Annotated in this window: 18 protein-coding genes; 14 read left to right on the top strand and 4 right to left on the bottom strand. The window is 70.6% G+C overall.

The annotated features are described in order from the left end of the window. Positions 1–152: 152 nt before the first annotated feature. Entirely contained in the window at positions 153–1,709 is a 1,557-nt protein-coding gene (locus ABD844_RS29235; protein ID WP_344885041.1) for a M28 family metallopeptidase, read from the bottom strand. Between the two features lie 220 nt (positions 1,710–1,929). On the opposite strand from ABD844_RS29235, the gene ABD844_RS29230 reads away from it, so the two are divergent. The 6 genes from ABD844_RS29230 (at position 1,930) to ABD844_RS29205 (ending at position 7,883) form a co-directional block, all read left to right on the top strand. Beyond that, a complete protein-coding gene (locus ABD844_RS29230) occupies positions 1,930–3,444 on the top strand; it encodes a M28 family metallopeptidase (protein WP_344885038.1) in 1,515 nt (504 codons plus the stop codon). Between the two features lie 297 nt (positions 3,445–3,741). After that, positions 3,742–4,899, top strand: coding sequence for a hypothetical protein (locus ABD844_RS29225; protein ID WP_344885035.1), 1,158 nt, complete (start codon positions 3,742–3,744; stop codon positions 4,897–4,899). Further along, positions 4,896–6,020, top strand: a complete 1,125-nt coding sequence (locus tag ABD844_RS29220; RefSeq protein WP_344885032.1) for a hypothetical protein — start codon at positions 4,896–4,898, stop codon at positions 6,018–6,020. The genes ABD844_RS29225 and ABD844_RS29220 overlap by 4 nt, the downstream gene beginning before the upstream one ends. 17 nt (positions 6,021–6,037) lie before the next feature. Further along, the gene (locus ABD844_RS29215; RefSeq protein ID WP_344885029.1) at positions 6,038–6,481 is read left to right on the top strand and encodes a hypothetical protein; all 444 of its coding nucleotides are present in this window, start codon (positions 6,038–6,040) and stop codon (positions 6,479–6,481) included. Positions 6,482–6,495: 14 nt separating this feature from the next. Further along, entirely contained in the window at positions 6,496–6,684 is a 189-nt protein-coding gene (locus tag ABD844_RS29210; protein WP_344885026.1) for a hypothetical protein, read from the top strand. Continuing rightward, complete coding sequence (locus ABD844_RS29205; protein WP_344885023.1) at positions 6,681–7,883, top strand: ThiF family adenylyltransferase; 1,203 nt, start codon at positions 6,681–6,683, stop codon at positions 7,881–7,883. Before ABD844_RS29210 ends, ABD844_RS29205 begins: the two co-directional genes overlap by 4 nt. A gap of 79 nt (positions 7,884–7,962) precedes the next feature. Here the strand turns inward: ABD844_RS29205 and ABD844_RS29200 are convergent, their stop codons facing one another. Then, entirely contained in the window at positions 7,963–9,075 is a 1,113-nt protein-coding gene (locus ABD844_RS29200; RefSeq protein ID WP_344885020.1) for an ROK family protein, read from the bottom strand. A gap of 89 nt (positions 9,076–9,164) precedes the next feature. Here ABD844_RS29200 and xylA point away from each other — a divergent pair, with 89 nt between their 5' ends. The 7 genes from xylA (at position 9,165) to ABD844_RS29165 (ending at position 16,253) form a co-directional block, all read left to right on the top strand. Then, complete coding sequence (xylA, locus tag ABD844_RS29195) at positions 9,165–10,316, top strand: xylose isomerase (protein WP_344885017.1); 1,152 nt, start codon at positions 9,165–9,167, stop codon at positions 10,314–10,316. Further along, positions 10,313–11,056 (top strand): sugar phosphate isomerase/epimerase family protein, encoded by a 744-nt coding sequence (locus ABD844_RS29190; RefSeq protein WP_344885014.1) that lies wholly within the window; start codon positions 10,313–10,315, stop codon positions 11,054–11,056. The genes xylA and ABD844_RS29190 overlap by 4 nt, the downstream gene beginning before the upstream one ends. Next, positions 11,053–12,156: a Gfo/Idh/MocA family protein gene (locus tag ABD844_RS29185; protein WP_344885011.1), complete on the top strand. Its 1,104-nt coding sequence runs from the start codon at positions 11,053–11,055 to the stop codon at positions 12,154–12,156. Before ABD844_RS29190 ends, ABD844_RS29185 begins: the two co-directional genes overlap by 4 nt. A 113-nt stretch (positions 12,157–12,269) precedes the next feature. After that, positions 12,270–13,889, top strand: a complete 1,620-nt coding sequence (gene lysS / locus ABD844_RS29180; RefSeq protein ID WP_344885008.1) for a lysine--tRNA ligase — start codon at positions 12,270–12,272, stop codon at positions 13,887–13,889. Next, a complete protein-coding gene (locus tag ABD844_RS29175; RefSeq protein ID WP_344885006.1) occupies positions 13,886–14,461 on the top strand; it encodes an AAA family ATPase in 576 nt (191 codons plus the stop codon). Before lysS ends, ABD844_RS29175 begins: the two co-directional genes overlap by 4 nt. Positions 14,462–14,521: 60 nt before the next feature. Then, positions 14,522–15,262: a glycosyltransferase family 2 protein gene (locus tag ABD844_RS29170; protein ID WP_344885003.1), complete on the top strand. Its 741-nt coding sequence runs from the start codon at positions 14,522–14,524 to the stop codon at positions 15,260–15,262. 19 nt (positions 15,263–15,281) lie between these two features. Further along, positions 15,282–16,253, top strand: coding sequence for a ketopantoate reductase family protein (locus ABD844_RS29165; RefSeq protein ID WP_344885000.1), 972 nt, complete (start codon positions 15,282–15,284; stop codon positions 16,251–16,253). On the opposite strand, the gene ABD844_RS29160 is transcribed toward ABD844_RS29165, so the two are convergent. Beyond that, the gene (locus ABD844_RS29160; RefSeq protein WP_344884997.1) at positions 16,219–16,746 is read right to left on the bottom strand and encodes a DUF6886 family protein; all 528 of its coding nucleotides are present in this window, start codon (positions 16,744–16,746) and stop codon (positions 16,219–16,221) included. The two genes, ABD844_RS29165 and ABD844_RS29160, sit on opposite strands and share 35 nt — an antisense overlap. A gap of 70 nt (positions 16,747–16,816) precedes the next feature. Here ABD844_RS29160 and ABD844_RS29155 point away from each other — a divergent pair, with 70 nt between their 5' ends. After that, positions 16,817–17,167 (top strand): hypothetical protein, encoded by a 351-nt coding sequence (locus ABD844_RS29155; protein ID WP_344884994.1) that lies wholly within the window; start codon positions 16,817–16,819, stop codon positions 17,165–17,167. Here the strand turns inward: ABD844_RS29155 and ABD844_RS29150 are convergent. Continuing rightward, positions 17,164–17,592 (bottom strand): hypothetical protein, encoded by a 429-nt coding sequence (locus tag ABD844_RS29150; protein WP_344884991.1) that lies wholly within the window; start codon positions 17,590–17,592, stop codon positions 17,164–17,166. The two genes, ABD844_RS29155 and ABD844_RS29150, sit on opposite strands and share 4 nt — an antisense overlap. Positions 17,593–17,646: the final 54 nt, after the last annotated feature.

Here is a 17,646-nt window from a genome sequence, read left to right as displayed (position 1 = left end):
CGTCAGAACACGATCCAGGACGCGCCACCCCGCATCACACGGGCCCGGACGACAGGGCCGGACGACGGGCACGGACGACGGGCCCAGACGACAGGCACGGACGCGGAACGGCGCCCGCACCACAGGGGATGCGGGCGCCGTCCGGAGATGGATCAGCTCGCCGAGTCGGCGGGCCCGTGCTGGTGGAGGTGCTTGGCGTCGGCACGCTGTGCGGCCGCCGCCGTGGGCGCCGGGTCGGTGGGAATCGTCCCGGTGTCGAACGCGTACTTGGCGGTCAGGGTCGCGATCGCGTCGGAGTTGACGTCCAGCGCCTTGTCGTTGATGTTCTCGATCGTGTCGCAGACGCTGTGGTAGCAGGGGTCCAGCGGGATCCCGGCCGTGCCGCCGAAGATCGCGGCCTCCTCCGCGGTCTTGAGCGTCTCGGCGCCGGTGAACAGCCCGCCCGACGGGATCCCGACGGCGATGAACGGCCCGTAGTCGGAGCGCCCGGTGAACGCGCTCCCCTTGTACGGCAGCCCGCGCCCGGCGAAGAACTTCTCGAAGTCCTCCTCGATCACGTCCGATCCCGGAGGCCCGGCGGTGCCGAACGCGTCGCCGTCACCGTCGTAGATCCCGAACGTGTAGTTCGGCGAGGCGATCATGTCGAAGTTGAGATACAGAGTGATCTTGGCCCGCTGCTCAGCGGTCAAGGACGTGACGTAGTGCTCCGACCCGAGCAGGCCGAACTCCTCGGCGCCCCAGAAGGCGAAGCGCAGTTGGTTCTTCGGCTTGATCTTGGCCGCCTGGAGCGCGACCTCGAGGAGGCCGGCGCTGCCGGAGCCGTTGTCGTTGATGCCGGGCCCCTCCTGGACGCCGTCGAGGTGGGAGCCGAGCATCACCACGTTGTCCGGGTTGCCCTTCCGGCTCTGGGCGATCACGTTGTACGTGGTCCTGGTCTCGACGATCGGGTCCCAGTTCATCTGCACGGCGGCGCCCGCCGCCGCGGCCAGCTCCTGGCCGACCGAGAACCGGGCGAAGAACGACGGGATCGTGATGCCGGGCCCGCCGAGCACCGGGTTGAGGTCGACCTCGGTACGGCCTTCCTGGCCCTCGTTGAACACGATGGCCGCGCTCGCGCCCGCCGCCATGGCGTTCTCCACCTTGACGCGGAAGTTGCAGGTGCCGCGCTGCAGGAGCGCGACGTTGCCCGCCACGAACCCGGCGAAGTCAGCGGCCTCGCAGCCGGAGGTGGAGCTGTTGGCCGGGCCGGGCGGCAGCACGAGGTCCACGGCCTGGACCGTGCCACTGACCGCGCCCGCCGGTGCGTCGCCCATCGACACGAAGTCGCTGAAGAACCCGTACGAGTACGTCTTCGGGTCGGGGCTGGTCCGCTTGAGCACGGGCGGCGTCCGGTAGCCGTCGAAGGTGAACTCGAACGGCTGGATCGTCACGTCGTATCCGGCGCCGCGGAGCTTGCGCGCCACGTAGTCGCGGGAGGCGTCGAAGCCCGGCGTGCCCGAGACGCGGGTCCCGTTGTTGGCGTTCGCGATCGACTGGAGGGCCTGGAGGTGCTTCTTGACGTTCTTGCCGGAAACTTCCTTGACGAGCTTGCGGACGGCGCTGTCTCCGCCACGGTGTGCGTCGGCTGTGCCGGTGAAGGCTAAGGGGGAAAGGGCGACGGCAGCGGCGGTGATGCCGCCGAGCACACCCTTGCGCAGTCGGGAACGCATGCTTGCTCCTCGGAACGTGGAGGGAGAACCCCCGGTCAAATCGCGCGTTGCCCGAACGTATTAATCAATCCGCCCAAAAGGGAAGATTTCCCATGTATCTGTTGGATCACGGACCTGAAACATACCGATGGCCCAGGGTGGCGGGCAGCCCGGCTAGGCGAATCCCTTTTGCGGGGTTACGTTCCTATCTATCCCTCAACCTTCGGATGGAGCCGACCCCATGCCGCTCACCTGGAGAAATGGCGCCCGATTAGCAGTCGCCGCAGCCGTCGCGGCCCTGTGCTCGTCCCTGCTCCACGTACCGAGCCAGGCCGCCGCCCCGCCCGACATCCCCCTCGCCAACGTCAAGGCCCACCTGGCCCAGTTGCAGTCGATCGCGAACGCCAACGGCGGCAACAGGGCCCACGGGCGGCCCGGCTACCTCGCCTCGGCGAACTACGTCCGGGGCCTGCTGGACGCCGCCGGCTTCACCACGACCCTGCAGAGCTTCACCTACAACGGCGCCACCGGCTACAACGTCATCGCCGACTGGCCCGGCGGCAACCCCGACGACGTCCTCATGGTCGGCGCCCACCTCGACGGCGTCACCGCCGGCCCCGGCATCAACGACAACGGCTCCGGCAGCGCGGCCATCCTGGAGACCGCGCTGGAGGTGTCGCGCCAGTCGCTCCAGCCGACCAAGCACCTGCGTTTCGCCTGGTGGGGCGCCGAAGAACTGGGCCTGCGCGGATCCCAGTTCTACGTGAACAACCTGCCGGCCGCCGAACGCGCGCGGATAAAGGGCTACCTGAACTTCGACATGGTCGGCTCCCCCAACGCCGGCTACTTCGTGTACGACGGCGACAACTCGGACGGCGTGGGAGCCGGTCCAGGCCCGGCCGGCTCTGCGGCGCTCGAACAGACCATCATCGGCTACTTCACCTCGATCGGCGTGCAGACCCGGGGCACCGACTTCGACGGCCGCTCCGACTACGGCCCGTTCATCGCCGTCGGCATCCCGGCGGGCGGCACGTTCACGGGCGCGGAGGGCATCAAGTCCGCGGCGCAGGCCACGCTCTGGGGCGGCACGGCCGGTCAGGCGTTCGACGTCTGCTATCACCGCGCCTGCGACACCACGGCCAACATCAACGACACCGCGCTCGACCGGAACGCCGACGCCATCGCGCACGCCGTCTGGACGATCGGCACCGCCGTACCGCCGGTCGTGGTCTGGCAGGACACCTTCGAGACGGCGACCGGCTGGACCGCCAACCCGTCGGGCACCGACGGCGCCACCCTGGGCCAGTGGGAGCGCGGCGACCCCGAGGCCACCGACTCCAGCGGCGCCAAGCAGCTCGGCACCACGGTCAGCGGCACGAACGGCCTGGTCACCGGGCGGCTGGCGGGCTCCTCCGCGGGCGCGTACGACCTCGACGGCGGCGTCACCTCCATCCAGTCACCGCCGATCACCCTGCCCGCGACCGGCCCGCTGAACCTGTCGTGGTCGTGGTACCTGGCACACGGCTCGAACTCCTCCAGCGCCGACTACCTCAGGATCCGCGTGGCCGGCAGCACCACGACCACGGTGTTCCAGCAGGCCGGCGCGGCGACGAACCGCAACGGTGCCTGGGCCGCGGCCACCGCGAGCCTGAACGCCTTCGCCGGGCAGACGGTGCGCATCCTCGTCGACGCGGCCGATGCCTCCACGGCCTCGCTGGTCGAGGCGGGCATCGACGACGTCAAGATCACCCGATAGCTCGAAGGAGGGCCGGGCCTCAGCCGCCCGGCCCCACCCGGCGCGATGCCGCCCGCCCTGCCATGTCCAAAGCAGGCATGCCCCAAGCAGGCATGTCCAAATGTGGACAGGTAAATCGGCGATACGCAGGACCTTCACAAATTTCCACGACTGTAAATGTCATTCCGGCCGCCCACATGTTGAACCGTTCCAAAGCCTCGCATAATCCAGCAGACTTGCCTCGATTGCTGTGATAGATATGGCGTCACCGTGAGGGCATCGGGGGGCCTTCCAACCTGGCGGTTGGGTGGGGGAACGATGGAATGGCTCGTTGCGATCGTCACATCTGTCGTCGGCACTCTCGCAGGCAAAATTCCTGAGCTGATCATCGACCACGTCCGCAACCGGCGCGCGGCCGAGGAGCAGGCGCTGGTCGACCAACAGGCGTCGGTCAACCAGGTCGCCGAGGAACGGCTGGAGACCTCGCGCCAGTCGTTCGCCCGCGAGCAGCACGAACGCGATCTCCTGCTGGAGCGCTACCGGCTGCGGAACGCGCACTACCCGCTCGGCCTGGTCGGCCGGCTCCAGCACAAGACGCCGAACTTCCGGCCGTCGGTGCTGATCTCGCCCGTGCCCGCCGGCGGGCGGCTGGCCGGGAACCGGGTCCCCGGTCTGGTGCACGAAGCGCTGCGCGGCGTCTCGGCGTTCGCGAAATTCGCGGATCTGCACACCGGCTCTTTCGTCTCCGACAACGGGGTGCCGCGGGCGATCACGGGATCGGTGGGCGCGGAGGAGATCGGCGCGCTGGAGTTTCCCGGGCAACCGGCGATCATTCTGTATTTCGAACGCGACGGTGACACCCTTTCCGCCTTCGCGTTTCTGAACTCGCTCTTCCCGACCGTCGACGGGTCGCTCGGCTTCTCGCTGCGGGTGGCGAGTTTCGGATGGGACCAGGCCCCGGGCGCGCGGCACAGCCTGCCCGGCGACGGCGATCTGCCGACCTGGCAGTACATCAATCTCGCGGCGGCCCCGCAGCCGGAGGACAGGGTGGTCGCGGCGGTGATCGCCTGGTTCGTACTGGCGTGCCTGGACAGCCACTGGCAGGCCCGCGGGGTGCACGACGCCGACCTGCTCGGCGAGGTGCTGCAGGCCGCGCCCGACACCGCGCAAACGGTCCCCACGCCGCCCGAGGAGCCGCCGCTCGGCGAGGTGTTCGGCTACCGGCTGGAGACCGAGCTGGGCGAGCTGATCCACGCGGGGTACGAGCCCGAGGTCGCGGCCTTCACCGACCAGCAGGTGGCGGTCATCGTGGAGCTGGAGGACAGCCAGGTCGCGCTCATCGTGACCGCCGACTATCCCGCGACCCCGCCCTTGGTGCTCGTGCAGTCGGGAGCCGAAGGTGAGCGCCTTGACCTCGACGAGTCGGGGTGGTCCCCCGACCGTACCCTTCTCGAGATCGTGGAGAGCCTTCGATGAGCGACCACTACGTCATCAGGATTTACGAGTCCGAACTCGAAGTCATCTGCGACGAGACGTTCGAGCACCAGAAGATCGAGACCGGCGGCAGCCTGTACGGCCTCTTCAGCCACGGCGGCAGCGCCACCATCTTCCTGGCCACCCGCCCGGCCGGGCACGTCACCCGTCACGAGACCGCGCTCGAACTCGATCCGGAGGTCGCCCGGATCATGGAGAACGGCATGTGGGAGACGTTCGGGCTGCAATGCCTGGGCATGTGGCACTCGCACCACTGGATCAACCTGTTCGAGCCGAGCTCCGGCGACCGGCACCGCGCCCAGCGGCTGGCGGCCAAGGCAGAACGCCTGCGCCACGTGGAGATCCTCGCCAACTTCGTCCACGGAGACGGCACGCCGCCGCCCGAGCAGCGGTCGCGGTTCTGGGGCCGGGGCGAGTCGTCCAGGGACGCCGTGGTGCGGCTCGCGCCGTTCTTCTATCCCGACATCGAGACGTTCGACCGCGCGGCGGCCTCGTTCGCCGTGATCCCGGGCGAGAGCCCGGTGCGCAAGGAGGCCGACCGGCTGAAACTCCCGTCGGGAATCGGCTCCGATCTCCTGCGGGAGGCCAGGTCGCGGGCGCGGACCCGCTATCAGCTAGGGACCTCGGCGGCGCGGCACGAAGTCGAGCCCCGGGCGAGCGCCGAACTGCCGCGGGCCCGCGAACGCACTCTCCTCCCGGAGGCCGCCCACCGGGAAGAGGGCCGCGAAGCGCCCGCCGACCCGCGCCCCGGCGGACGCCGCGAGACGCCCGACGAGCCGCGCCCCGGCCGGCTGGAGCCGGTCCCGATCCCCGACCACACCACCTTCCTGTCGCGGTACGTCAACCCCCTCATGCACGGCAGCGGGTACGAGGCGGAGCTGCGCCCGCTGGGAGAGCAGCTCATCTCGATCATCGTCCACGGACACCGCCACCGCGCCGTCTTCCTCTACACGCTGGGCTGGGACGGCGAAAAGCCATTCGTCTGGCACGCGATTCTCAAGACCGGCCGCCAAAGCCTCGAATGGACCCCCAAGGCTCCGGAGGACAGATATCTCCTGCCGGAGGTCTTCGCCTGGGGGATCCGAAACCTGAAGGAGCAGTAAGAAGCAAGGAGACTCCATTGGTATGGGATGAGTGGCAGCGGTATCGGCTGGCGGCCGATCGCAAGGCACTACGCCAGCAGTTTCCCGCCTTCGACTTCTTCAACCCGCTCGGAGACACGTTCGTGCACGGTACCTACTACAGCAACAACGGTTATCCCTACGGACTGCGGATCTATCTGCCCGCCGGATATCCGGACGAGTGCCCGGCGACCTACGTCACCGACCCGCTCCCCCTCCTCGGCTACACGAAGCCCATCATCTCGTACAAGACCAGCCACGACATGCACACCTGGGAGAGCGACCGCGAGGGCTGGGTGAAGGTCTGCACGTACCGGCCGGAGAAATGGTCGGCGGCGATCTCCCTCAACAAGGTCGTACGCAAGGCAATGCTCTGGGTGACCGCCTACGAATGCCACCTGCAGGACGGCAGTCCCATCTCACGATTCCTGATGGACGCCTGAAAGGGAGAGAGTCCGTGGCCACTGACCGACACAACGACATTCGCGCTTTCATGGAGCAGGCGGCCAAAGGCGCCATGCCGCGCGGAAAGCGCATGGTCTTCAACCCGCAGACCGGGAAATGGGAGGTGCGCTCGTCCGGCGAACGGACGGGCGACATGGTCCCGGAGATCGACGCCGAGGACATGAAGGCCTTCGCGTCATGAGCGCCCCGCGGCACGTCGTCGTCCACGGGGCCGCACTGGCGGAAGACGTGGGCAGGCTGGCGCTGAGGCTGCTCGACGACGGCGACCTCGGCGTCATCGACGGCACGGCGGGCACCGACGTCGTGGTCGTGCGCGAGTCCGAGTCCGACGACCGCGGCGACTCCGCGGCGACGGCCGACGGCGCGGTGCTCGTCTGCCAGGTGGAGGCGGACGCCGTACGTTGCCGACGGGTGGTGGACGGCGAGCCCGGCGAGGAGGTGCCCGTCACGGTGGTGCCCGCCTCCATCGACGTCTTCGACCGGGTACGCGGGATCTTCGAGACGGACGTGCTCCGCGACCGGGCCGTGGCCGTGCTCGGGCTCGGGTCGGGCGGCAGCTTCATCGTCCGCGAGCTGGCCAAGGCGGGCGTGGGCAGGTTCCTGCTGCTCGACCACGACCGGCTGGAGCCGGGCAACGTCTCCCGCCACGAGTGCGGCCTGAACGACGTGGGCCGGTTGAAGGCGCTGGCCGTACGAGACCTGGTGCACCGGCACAACCCCGCGGCCGAGGTGGTGACGAGCACGCTGCACATCGACGGGAAAACCCGGCACGAGGTGCTGGCGCTGATCGGCAAGCTCCAGGCCGACCTGGTGGTCTGCGCGACCGACTCGCGCGAGAGCCGCCTGCTGGTCAACCGGCTCTGCGTGGAGAACGGCCTGCCGATGGTCATCGGCGGGGTCTTCCAGCGGGCCTACGGCGGCATCGTCCAGCGCGTCATACCGGGGCTGACCGCCTGCTACCAGTGCTACGTCCAGGCGCTGCCCGCCCAGGCCGGCGACACCGAGATCAGCAGCGAGGCCGACGCCGCCCGGTTCTCCTACACGGACCGGGCGGTGCTGCCGCAGCCGGGCCTGTCCACCGACGTCATCCCGATCGCGCTGCACATGGTCAAGCTGTCCCTGGTGGAGCTGCTCGGGCAGGAGTCGCCCGCCTTCCGCGGCCTCAGCCAGGACCTGGTGGCCCCGCTGTACCAGTGGGTCAACCGGCGGGAGGCCGCGCACGCCGGGCTCGCGCCCATGGGGGTGTCCGTGGACGAGCTGAGCGTGCTGCGGTGGTACGGCGTGCTGCTGCCCAGGCTCGACGACTGCGCCGGCTGCGGAAAACGCGAGGTCACCGTGACGGACGAACTGTTCCCCGTGGAGCCGCCACCCCAGCCGTAGGTCTCCGCCGGGTTCCCGCGCGCTGCCGGGCCACCCCCAGGCCCCGCGAGGCCGTTGCCGGGCTGCCGGGCCGCCGGGGCTACATGCCGAGAAGCTGCGCGGGCTCGGCGATGATGCGCTGGATGATCAGCCCGGCCGCCCCGAGCACGGCGGCGTCCGCGCCGGTCCCCGAGACCACCAGGGCGGGCGGGGTCCCGCGCATCGGCCCCAGCCTGGCCCGCAGCTCCTCCGACACGGGCTCCGCCAGCCAACGGAACAGCGGCGCGAAGATGCCGCCGAGCACGATCCGGCCGGGGTCCAGCAGGTGCACGGCCGAGGTGAGCGCCACGCCGAGCGCGTGCCCGGCCCGCTCGACCGCCTGGGCGGCCCCGGGGTCGCCCGACTCCAGGCGCGCGACCAGCTCGCGCACCGAGGTCAGCTCGCCGAGCAGCGCGTCCTGGCCCGCGTACGCCTCCAGGCAGCCCCGCCCCCCGCACCGGCAGTCGGGCCCGTCGGGTACGACCACGACGTGCCCCAGCTCGCCCGCCAGCCCGAACGTGCCACGGAACAGGTCCCCCTCGACCACCAGCCCGGCGCCGACGCCGATCTCGCCGGAGACGTAGAGGAAGTCGTTCGCGCCCGAGCCGAACCACAGCTCGCCGAGCGCCGCCAGGTTGGCCTCGTTGTCGAGCGCGAAGGGCACGTCCACCAGCCCGGAGACGCGTACGTCCCGCCAGCCGAGGTGGGGCGCGCTGCGCAGCACGCCGCCCTCGACCGTGCCGGGCACGGCCAGCGCCGCGCCGATGACGCGCAACCCGGCCGACTCGGCCTCCGCCGTGGTCTCCTTCACCAGGTCGCGCAGCTCCGCGAGGATCCGGGCGGGGGCGGAGTTGCGGTTGTCGGCGGGCCTGGTGCGCCGCAGCCGCACCGTACGGGTGAGGTCGACGACGCAGGCGGCCAGATAGTCGATGTTGATCTCCAGCCCCATCGCGGCCACCCGGTGCCCGCTCAGGCTCACCGCCACGCCGGGCCGCCCGCGCTCGCCGCCCCGTACCGCGCCGCTCTCGGTCACCACGCCCGCCTCCAGCAGGTCGGCGACCAGGCTGGATACGGTGGTCTTGGTGAGCCCGGTCCGCTCGGCCAGCGCGGCCCGGGTGTGCGGTCCCGATCGGTGGATGGTCGCCAGCACCACGGCCAGGTTTCGGGCGCGCATGGAATCATGCCGAACCCCTCTTGACGACATGGCGCCCACCTCCTCAGGATTATGTTCAGATTATGGACTAAAAATAAGGAACCGGCGAAATGACCGCATTCACTCCCACCCCCGACGACCGCTTCACGTTCGGCCTGTGGACGGTCGGCTGGCAGGCCCGTGACCCCTTCGGCGACGCCTCCCGGCCCGCCCTCGACCCCGTGGAGAGCGTCCACCGCCTGGCAGAGCTGGGAGCGTACGGCGTCACCTTCCACGACGACGACCTCCTCGCCGTCGAGCCCAACCGCGACAGGGCCGTGGCCGCCTTCAGGAAGGCCCTCGACGAGACCGGCATGAAGGTCCCGATGGCCACCACGAACCTGTTCACCCACCCGGTCTTCAAGGACGGCGCGTTCACCAGCAACGACCGCGACGTCCGCCGCCACGCGCTGCGCAAGGTCATGCGCAACCTCGACCTGGCCGCCTCGCTCGGCGCCAGGACGTACGTGTGCTGGGGCGGCCGCGAGGGCGCCGAGTCCGACGCGGCCAAGGACGTCAGGGCCGCGCTCGACCGCTACAAGGAGGGCCTGGACCTCCTCTGCCAGTACGTGATCGACCAGGGCTACGACATCCGCTTCGCCCTGGAGCCCAAGCCGAACGAGCCCCGCGGCGACATCCTCCTGCCCACGATCGGCCACGCCCTGGCGCTGATCGGCGAGCTGGAGCACCCTGAGATGGTGGGACTCAACCCCGAGGTCGGCCACGAGCAGATGGCCGGGCTCAACTTCGTGCACGGCATCGCCCAGGCGCTGTGGCACGGCAAGCTCTTCCACATCGACCTCAACGGCCAGCACGGGCCCAGGTACGACCAGGACCTGATCTTCGGCCACGGTGACACGAAGAGCGCGTTCTTCCTGGTCGACCTGCTGGAGAACGGCGGCTACGACGGCCCCCGCCACTTCGACTACAAGCCGCTGCGCACCGAGGACCCCGAGGACGTGTGGGTCTCGGCGGCGGCGAACATGCGCACGTACCTGATTCTGAAGGAGAAGTCGCGGGCCTTCCGCGCCGACCCCGAGGTGCGCCAGGCCCTGAGCGCCTCCCGGGTGGACGAGCTGGCCCGGCCCACCCTCGCCGCCGGAGAGACCTGGCAGGACCTGGCCAAGGACGACTTCGACGTCGAGGCGGCAGCCGCCCGCGGCTTCCATTTCAGCCACCTCAACCAGCTCGCGCTCGAGCACCTCCTGGGAGTACGCGGATGAGCGAACCCATCAGTGTCCAGCTCTACACCGTCAGAGACGCGCTGAGCGCCGACCGCGACACGGTGCTGCGCCGCCTCGCGGAGATCGGATACCGCGCCGTCGAGCCCTACGACCCCACGACCGACCCCAAGGGCTTCCGCCAGGTCGCCGACGATTTAGGGCTGAGCGTGTCGGGCACGCACGCGTCCGCGCTGCTCCACAGGGAGCCCGCGGAGGTCTTCGACGCGATCGCCACGATCGGCACCGACAAGGTGATCATCCCGGCCGGCGTCGCGCACGAGGAGTTCACCACCCGCGACGGCCTCCAGCGGGCCGCCGACCTGCTCAACGGCCTGGCCGAGCAGGCCGCGGGGCACGGCCTGCGGATCGGCTACCACAACCACTGGTGGGAGATCGAGCCCGAGGTGGAGGGCAGGCACGCCATCGAGGTGCTGGCGGACCTGCTCGCTCCCGAGGTGTTCCTGGAGATCGACACGTACTGGGCGGCCGTGGGCGGCGCGGACGTGCCCGCCCTGCTCGGCCGCCTGTCGGGCCGGGTCGAGGCGCTGCACGTCAAGGACGGCCCCGTGATCAAGGGCGAGCCGCACACCGCGGTCGGCAGGGGCGTCATGCCCGTGCCCGAGATCCTCGCCGCCGCCCCCGGCGCCGTGCGCGTCGTCGAGCTCGACGAGTGCGCGACCGACGTGTTCGCCGCCCTCGCCGACAGCCACACGTACCTCACCTCTCTGGAGGACTCTTGAGCAACGGCCCGGTCGGCGTCGCCCTGGTCGGCGCCGGGGTGATCAGCGGCCAGTACCTGCGCAACCTCACCGCCTTCCCCGACGTGCGGGTGATCGCCGTCGCGGACCTCGACACCGGCCGGGCCGCCGCCGCGGCCGGGGAGCACGGCGTACCGGTGTCCGGCACCCTCGCCGAGATCCTCGCGCTGCCCGAGGTCGAGCTCGTCGTCAACCTCACCGTCCCCTCCGCGCACGCGGCCGTGGCGCTGGAGAGCCTGCGCGCCGGCAAGCACGTGTACGGCGAGAAGCCCCTCGCACTCGACCTGGACGAGGCCGCGAAGGTCATGGCCGAGGCCGCCGGGCGCGGGCTGAGGGTGGGCGGCGCCCCCGACACGTTCCTCGGCGGCGGGCTGCAGTCGGCCGTGCACGCCCTGCGCTCCGGCCTCATCGGCGCCCCGGTCGCCGTCACGGCGGCCGTGCAGAGCCTGGGCCCCGAGTCGTGGCACCCCAGCCCCGAGTTTCTCTACCAGCCGGGCGCCGGGCCGCTGTTCGACCTGGGCCCGTACTACCTGACCGCGCTGGTCTCCCTGCTCGGCCCCGTCTCCCGGGTGGCGGCGGGCCTGCGCAGGGCGCGCGACCAGCGGGTGATCGGCTCGGGTCCCAAGGAGGGCACGCTCTTCCCCGTCGAGGTGCCCACCCACGTCAACGCCCTGCTGGACTTCCCCGGCACGGCCACGGCGACGGCCACGTTCAGCTTCGACTCGGCCGTCGGCCGCCGCATGATCGAGATCATCGGCACCGAGGGCGCCCTGTCGCTGCCCGACCCCAACACCTTCGAGGGCCCGCTGCTGGTCCGGGGCGCGCGCGACGCGGACTGGCGGGAGCTGCCGGTGTCGGGGACCATGGCCGGCCGGGGCATCGGAGTCCTCGACCTGGCCAGGTCGATCCGCGCGGGCGCCCCGCACCGCGCGTCGGGTGAGCTGGCCTACCACGTGCTGGAGCTCATGTCGGCCATCACGGAGTCGGGCGAGCGGTCGGAGTTCCGCCGGGTCGTCTCCACCGCGGCGGCGCCGGAACCGCTGCCGGACGACTGGGACCCGTACGCCGCCACGCTGTCCTGAGCCCTGGCCTGACGGCTGGGCGGCGACCCCGCCGCCCGGCCGATCGGGCACCCGGACCGGGGTGATCGGCGGCCACGTTGGCTTGAACCTCCCTTACCCGCGAGAATGGCGCGATGGCTGACAGTGCCGAGACCGACTGGGTCTCCAGGTTCGCGGACGAGGTGATCTCCGAGGCGGAGCGACGCGCGCCGGGCAAACCGATCGTCTGCGCCTCAGGGTTGAGCCCGTCGGGCCCGATCCACCTGGGCAACCTGCGTGAGGTGATGACTCCTCACCTGGTCGCCGACGAGATCAGGCGGCGCGGCCTGGAGTGCGTCCACCTGCTGTCGTGGGACGACTACGACCGCTTCCGCAGGGTGCCCGCGGGCATCGACCCGTCGTGGGCCGAGCACATCGGCAAACCGCTGACCTCGGTGCCCGCCCCTCCCGGCAGCGCGTACGCCAACTGGGCCGAGCACTTCAAGGCGCCCATGACCGCCGCCCTGGCCGAGCTGGGCGTGGAGGTGCACGGCATCAGCCAGACCGAGCAGTACACCTCGGGGGCCTACCGGGAGCAGATCCTGGTGGCCGTGCGCGAGCGGGCCCGGATCGACGCCGTGCTGTCGCGCTACCGCACCAAGCAGGGCGGGGAGCGGCAGGCCGACGACTATTTCCCGTACAAGCCGTACTGCGACCTGTGCGAGCGCGACCTGACCACGGTCACCGCCTACGACGACGAGACCACCGAGCTGGCCTACACCTGCGAGTGCGGCTTCGGCGAGACCGTCCGGCTGGCCGAGCACGACCGCGGCAAACTGGTGTGGAAGGTCGACTGGCCGATGCGCTGGGCCCACGAGGGCGTGGTCTTCGAGCCGTCCGGGGTCGACCACCACTCTCCCGGCTCCGCGTGGGTCGTCGGCGGCCAGATCGTGGGCGAGGTCTTCGGCGGGCAACAGCCGATCGGCCCCATGTACGCGTTCGTCGGCATCACCGGCATGGCCAAGATGAGCAGCTCCAAGGGCGACGTGCCGACCCCTGGCGACGCGCTGCGGATCATGGAGGCGCCGGTGCTGCGCTGGCTGTACGCCCGCCGCAAGCCCGCCCAGTCCTTCAAGATCGCCTTCGACCACGAGATCCAGCGGCTCTACGACGAGTGGGACTCCCTGGGCCGCAAGGTCGCCGCGGGGCAGGCCCAGCCCGCCGAGCTGGCCGCGTACCGCAGGGCCGTGGGCACGGCGGCGGGCCCGCTGCCGGCCACGCCCCACCCGGTCGCCTACCGCACGCTGGCCTCCGTCGCCGACATCACGACCGGGCACGCCGAGCAGACCCTGCGCATCCTGCGCGACCTCGACGGCGTGTCCGCGCTCGACGAGGCCCGCCCGCGGCTCGACCGGGCGCAGCGCTGGGTCGACGACCACGTGCCCGCCGACCAGCGCACCCGCGTCCGCGAGACGCCCGACCACGAGCTGGTCGGCTCGCTCGGCAGCGGCGAGCGCGAGGCGCTGCGGCTGCTGGCCGACGGCCTCGACGACTGGACGCTCGACGGCCTGACGGCGCTGGTCTACGGCGTGCCCAAGCTCCAGGCCGGGCTGCCCGCCGACGCCAAGGCCACCACGCCCGAGCTGAAGGCGGCGCAGCGGGCCTTCTTCGCCCTGCTCTACAAACTGCTCGTCGGCCGCGACACCGGCCCCCGCCTGCCCACGCTGCTGATGGCCGTGGGCGCCGACCGGGTACGCAAGCTGGTGGGCACGTGAATGAGGACAGCGCGCGGACGGGCGGGCGGGTGAAGGGCGTCGTCGTGATCACCGGCGTCTCGGCCGCCGGCAAGTCGACGGTGGCGCAGACCCTGGCCGAGCGCCTGCCGCGGGCCGCCCACGTCCGGGGCGACACGTTCCGGCGCATGGTGGTCAGCGGGCGCGCCGAGATGACGCCGGAGGTGAACGCCGAGGCCGTCCGCCAGCTCAGGCTGCGCCATCAGATCGCCGCGAATACGGCGGATTTGTATTACGAGGCCGGATTCACGGCAATTGTCCAAGACATCATTATCGGCAGTGAGCTGGAGGGCTTTACCAGACTTATCCGCAGCCGCCCTTTGTACGTGATCGTGCTCGCCCCGAATCCCGCCGCGATCGAACGGCGGGAACACGCGCGAGCCAAGACCGGCTACGGCGCAGAATGGACGATCGCCCAGCTAGACAGGGCTCTGCGGGAGGAGACCCCACGACTCGGACTATGGCTGGACACCTCCGCGCAAACGCCGGAAGAAACCGTGGACGAGATCATTTCCCGGGCCGGGGAGGCGGAAATTCAGGCGCCTCACCAATAACCCGTTCCGCTGCAAGGAACTGTCAAGTGACCTGCATGCATGGAGGCGCACCTTGATGCCATGAACAAGCAGCCTTTCGCCGTCGGCGTCAGTGTCATCGTTCCCGCGATGAACGAGGCCGAGAACCTTCCTCACGTCTTCGCCACGCTGCCTGACTGGATCGACGAGGTGGTCCTCGTCGACGGCAACTCGACCGACGACACCGTCGCCGTCGCGCGAAGGCTCCGCCCGGACCTCCGGGTCGTCGTGCAGACCCGCCGCGGCAAGGGCAACGCGCTCATCGAGGGCTTCAGGGCCGCTCGGGGCGACATCATCGTCATGATCGACGCCGACGGCTCCACCGACGGCCGGGAGATCCGCTCCTTCGTCTCCGCGCTCGTCAACGGCGCCGACTTCGCCAAGGGCTCCAGGTACGCCCCTGGCGGCGGCTCGGACGACCTCAGTCCGATCCGCTCGCTCGGCAACAGGTTCCTCACCGGGCTGACCAACCTCCTCTACGGCACCCGCTACACCGACCTCTGCTACGGCTACAACGCCTTCTGGGCCCGCCACCTGGAGGTCCTCGACCTCGACTGCGACGGCTTCGAGATCGAGACGCTGATGAACGTCCGCGCCGCCCAGGCCGGCCTCGTCATCCGCGAGGTCCCCAGCCACGAGCGCTGCCGCATCCACGGCGAGAGCAACCTGCACGCGCTGCGCGACGGCTGGCGGGTGTTCAGGACGATCTGGCGCGAACGGCTCCACGGTGCGGCCGTGCCCGCCCCGGCCCCCGAGGTCGTCGGAGTGGCACTCGCCAAGTGAGGAGTGACATCCTCGGACGATGCGCTACATCGTGATCGGAGCAGGAGCAGTCGGCGGCACCATCGGCGCCCGCCTGCATCAGGGCGGGCACGACGTCCTGCTCGTCGCCCGGGGAGCGCACTACGAGGCGCTCAGGCGCGACGGCCTGCGTCTGATCACCCCCGAGTCCTCCGAGACCCTCGACGTCCCCACTGCCGACGGCCCCGTGCCCACGCGCGACGACGACGTGCTGGTCCTGGCGACCAAGTCACAGGACACGATCGCCGCGCTGGCCCCCTGGTCGCCCGACCTGCCCGTGGTCTGCGCCCAGAACGGCGTGGCCAACGAGCGCATGGTCCTGCGGCGGTTCGAGCGCGTCTACGGCGTGTGCGTCTGGCTGCCCGCCCAGATTCCCGCGCCGGGCGTCGTGGCCGCGCACGCGCGCCCGTACTCGGGGATGCTGCACGTCGGACGCTATCCACAGGGTGTGGACGACCTCAGCGAGCAGATCGTCACCGACCTCGGCAAGCACGGCCTGCTGGCGCGTACCTCGCCCGACGTGATGCGCTGGAAGTACGGCAAGCTGCTCGGAAACCTGAACAACGCCGTCGAGGCGCTGATCGGCCACGCCCCCGGCCAGGTCGAGCTGGTCGAGTCGGCCAGGAGCGAGGCCAGAGCCGTGCTGGAGCGGGCCGGCATCGCCTACGCCACCCCCGACGACGAGGCCGAGGTGCGCGGCGACAAGGTGGTCGCCCGGCCCATCGACGGCATCGGCCGCGGCGGCGGATCGTCGTGGCAGAGCCTGGCCAGGGCCAGCGGCTCGATCGAGGCCGACTACCTCAACGGCGAGATCGTCCTGCTCGGCCGCGAGCACGGCGTGCCCACGCCGGTCAACGAGACGCTGCGGCGCGAGGCCAACCGGTACGCGCGCGAGAAGCTGCCGCCCGGCTCGATGCCGCCCGAGACCCTGCGGGCCCTCATCGACGAGCGTTCCGCAGCCGGATCCCGCTGAACTCGAGGCTGCTGGCCGTCACCTCATTCCAGAACGGCCACAGGTTGTCCAGCACCCTGAGCTGGATCCCGGCCTGCTCGTGCAGCTCGAACAGGTCTCCCACCGGCTCGGGCGGGCCGAGCGGCGCCACCGGGTCGCGCGAGACCACGGCGTGCGGCGGGTCGCCGATGGGCGCGAACCCGTCGGCCGGCAGGCGGTAGGCGTAGAGGCGCACCTCCATCAGCGCCCTCAGCCAGCAGTACTCGATCGCGTGCACCCGCTGCCCGCAGCCCGCGCCGACGATGCGGACGACGTCGTCGTCGGTGGTGCGCGGGCCGGGCCAGGCCATGGCCCTCGGGCAGGCCCGCGGGAACCAGTAGTCGGGGCAGCGGTCGTGGTCGACCGCCCACACGTACGGCTCGGTGAGCGTGCTGGTCACCGCCACGTGCGGCACGAACCTCTCGATCGCCGGATCTTCGGAGAAGTGCAGGACCTGCCCTGGCTCGGGTCTCATGAACGCCATCATCGCGCATATCCCGCCGATCTCCGGGCAGTGGAAACGCTCTCGACAAGGGGTGAGTTGGATGATCTTACTGGGACTGCTCCTGATCCTGCTCGCCGGCGGCGCCTTCGCCCTGGTGCTCACCGAGGAGAGCGCCAGGTACCTCCTGTTCGGACACGCCTTCGAGCTCGATCACGTGGAGATGTTCCTCGCGGGAGCGGCCGCCGCGGCCCTCGCGCTGGTGGGCCTCTGGCTGATGGGCTCGGGTTCGCGCAGGTCCGCCAGGCGACACCGCCGGCTGCGCCACGCCCGCGCCGAGTCCTCCAGCCGGGTGGCCCGGCTGGAGGACGAGAAGCGCGACCTGGAACGGCGGCTCGAACGCGAGCCCGCGACCGGCGACCGGCTCGTCGCCCGCGGCCCGGACGAGCGCTAGGCCGCTTCGGCGCTCTGGCGCGCGGGCAGCAGCTTGCCCTCGCGCCAGAGCGCGAACCCGGTGATCAACGCCCCCAGGCCCTCCCAGAGCCCGACGCCGAAGAACTCGGCGGGCGCGGCGCCGGTCACGACCAGCATGGTGAAGACCGTGAACGTGACGAGCCGGAACGGCACCGTCCAGCGGAAGAACGGCGTGTAGTCGGCCGAGGCCGCGAACACGTAGTAGACGCCCATGTTCACGGCCGCCATCGAGGAGGCGGCCATGTAGACCAGCGTGTAGTCGCCGACCGGCCGTACGTCGACGACCTCGAAACCGAGCATGACCAGCAGCGTGTCGGGGGAGATCAGCCCGAGCACGCCGAGCACGAAGGCGAGGACGCCGAACACCGCCATGGTCCAGCCGGAGAAAGAACGCGGAAGACGCACAGAAATCCTTCCAATGGGGGGTGTAATCTGCGAGGCGCTCTCATCATGCACCCG

Source organism: Nonomuraea antimicrobica (genome assembly GCF_039536965.1).
Lineage (GTDB): Bacteria > Actinomycetota > Actinomycetes > Streptosporangiales > Streptosporangiaceae > Nonomuraea > Nonomuraea antimicrobica.
Note: the sequence above shows the minus strand (reverse complement) of the source record. Positions and strands in the feature narration are given on the sequence as shown.

Excerpts from the sequence above, each read along its gene's own strand:
- ABD844_RS29225 (WP_344885035.1), top strand. The coding sequence starts at position 3,742 with ATGGAATGGCTCGTTGCGATCGTCACATCTGTCGTCGGCACTCTCGCA.
- ABD844_RS29205 (WP_344885023.1), top strand. The coding sequence starts at position 6,681 with ATGAGCGCCCCGCGGCACGTCGTCGTCCACGGGGCCGCACTGGCGGAA.
- ABD844_RS29160 (WP_344884997.1), bottom strand. The coding sequence starts at position 16,746 with ATGAGACCCGAGCCAGGGCAGGTCCTGCACTTCTCCGAAGATCCGGCG.
- lysS (WP_344885008.1), top strand. The coding sequence starts at position 12,270 with ATGGCTGACAGTGCCGAGACCGACTGGGTCTCCAGGTTCGCGGACGAG.
- ABD844_RS29220 (WP_344885032.1), top strand. The coding sequence starts at position 4,896 with ATGAGCGACCACTACGTCATCAGGATTTACGAGTCCGAACTCGAAGTC.
- ABD844_RS29165 (WP_344885000.1), top strand. The coding sequence starts at position 15,282 with ATGCGCTACATCGTGATCGGAGCAGGAGCAGTCGGCGGCACCATCGGC.
- ABD844_RS29155 (WP_344884994.1), top strand. The coding sequence starts at position 16,817 with ATGATCTTACTGGGACTGCTCCTGATCCTGCTCGCCGGCGGCGCCTTC.
- ABD844_RS29190 (WP_344885014.1), top strand. The coding sequence starts at position 10,313 with ATGAGCGAACCCATCAGTGTCCAGCTCTACACCGTCAGAGACGCGCTG.
- ABD844_RS29200 (WP_344885020.1), bottom strand. The coding sequence starts at position 9,075 with ATGCGCGCCCGAAACCTGGCCGTGGTGCTGGCGACCATCCACCGATCG.
- xylA (WP_344885017.1), top strand. The coding sequence starts at position 9,165 with ATGACCGCATTCACTCCCACCCCCGACGACCGCTTCACGTTCGGCCTG.
- ABD844_RS29170 (WP_344885003.1), top strand. The coding sequence starts at position 14,522 with ATGAACAAGCAGCCTTTCGCCGTCGGCGTCAGTGTCATCGTTCCCGCG.
- ABD844_RS29235 (WP_344885041.1), bottom strand. The coding sequence starts at position 1,709 with ATGCGTTCCCGACTGCGCAAGGGTGTGCTCGGCGGCATCACCGCCGCT.
- ABD844_RS29230 (WP_344885038.1), top strand. The coding sequence starts at position 1,930 with ATGCCGCTCACCTGGAGAAATGGCGCCCGATTAGCAGTCGCCGCAGCC.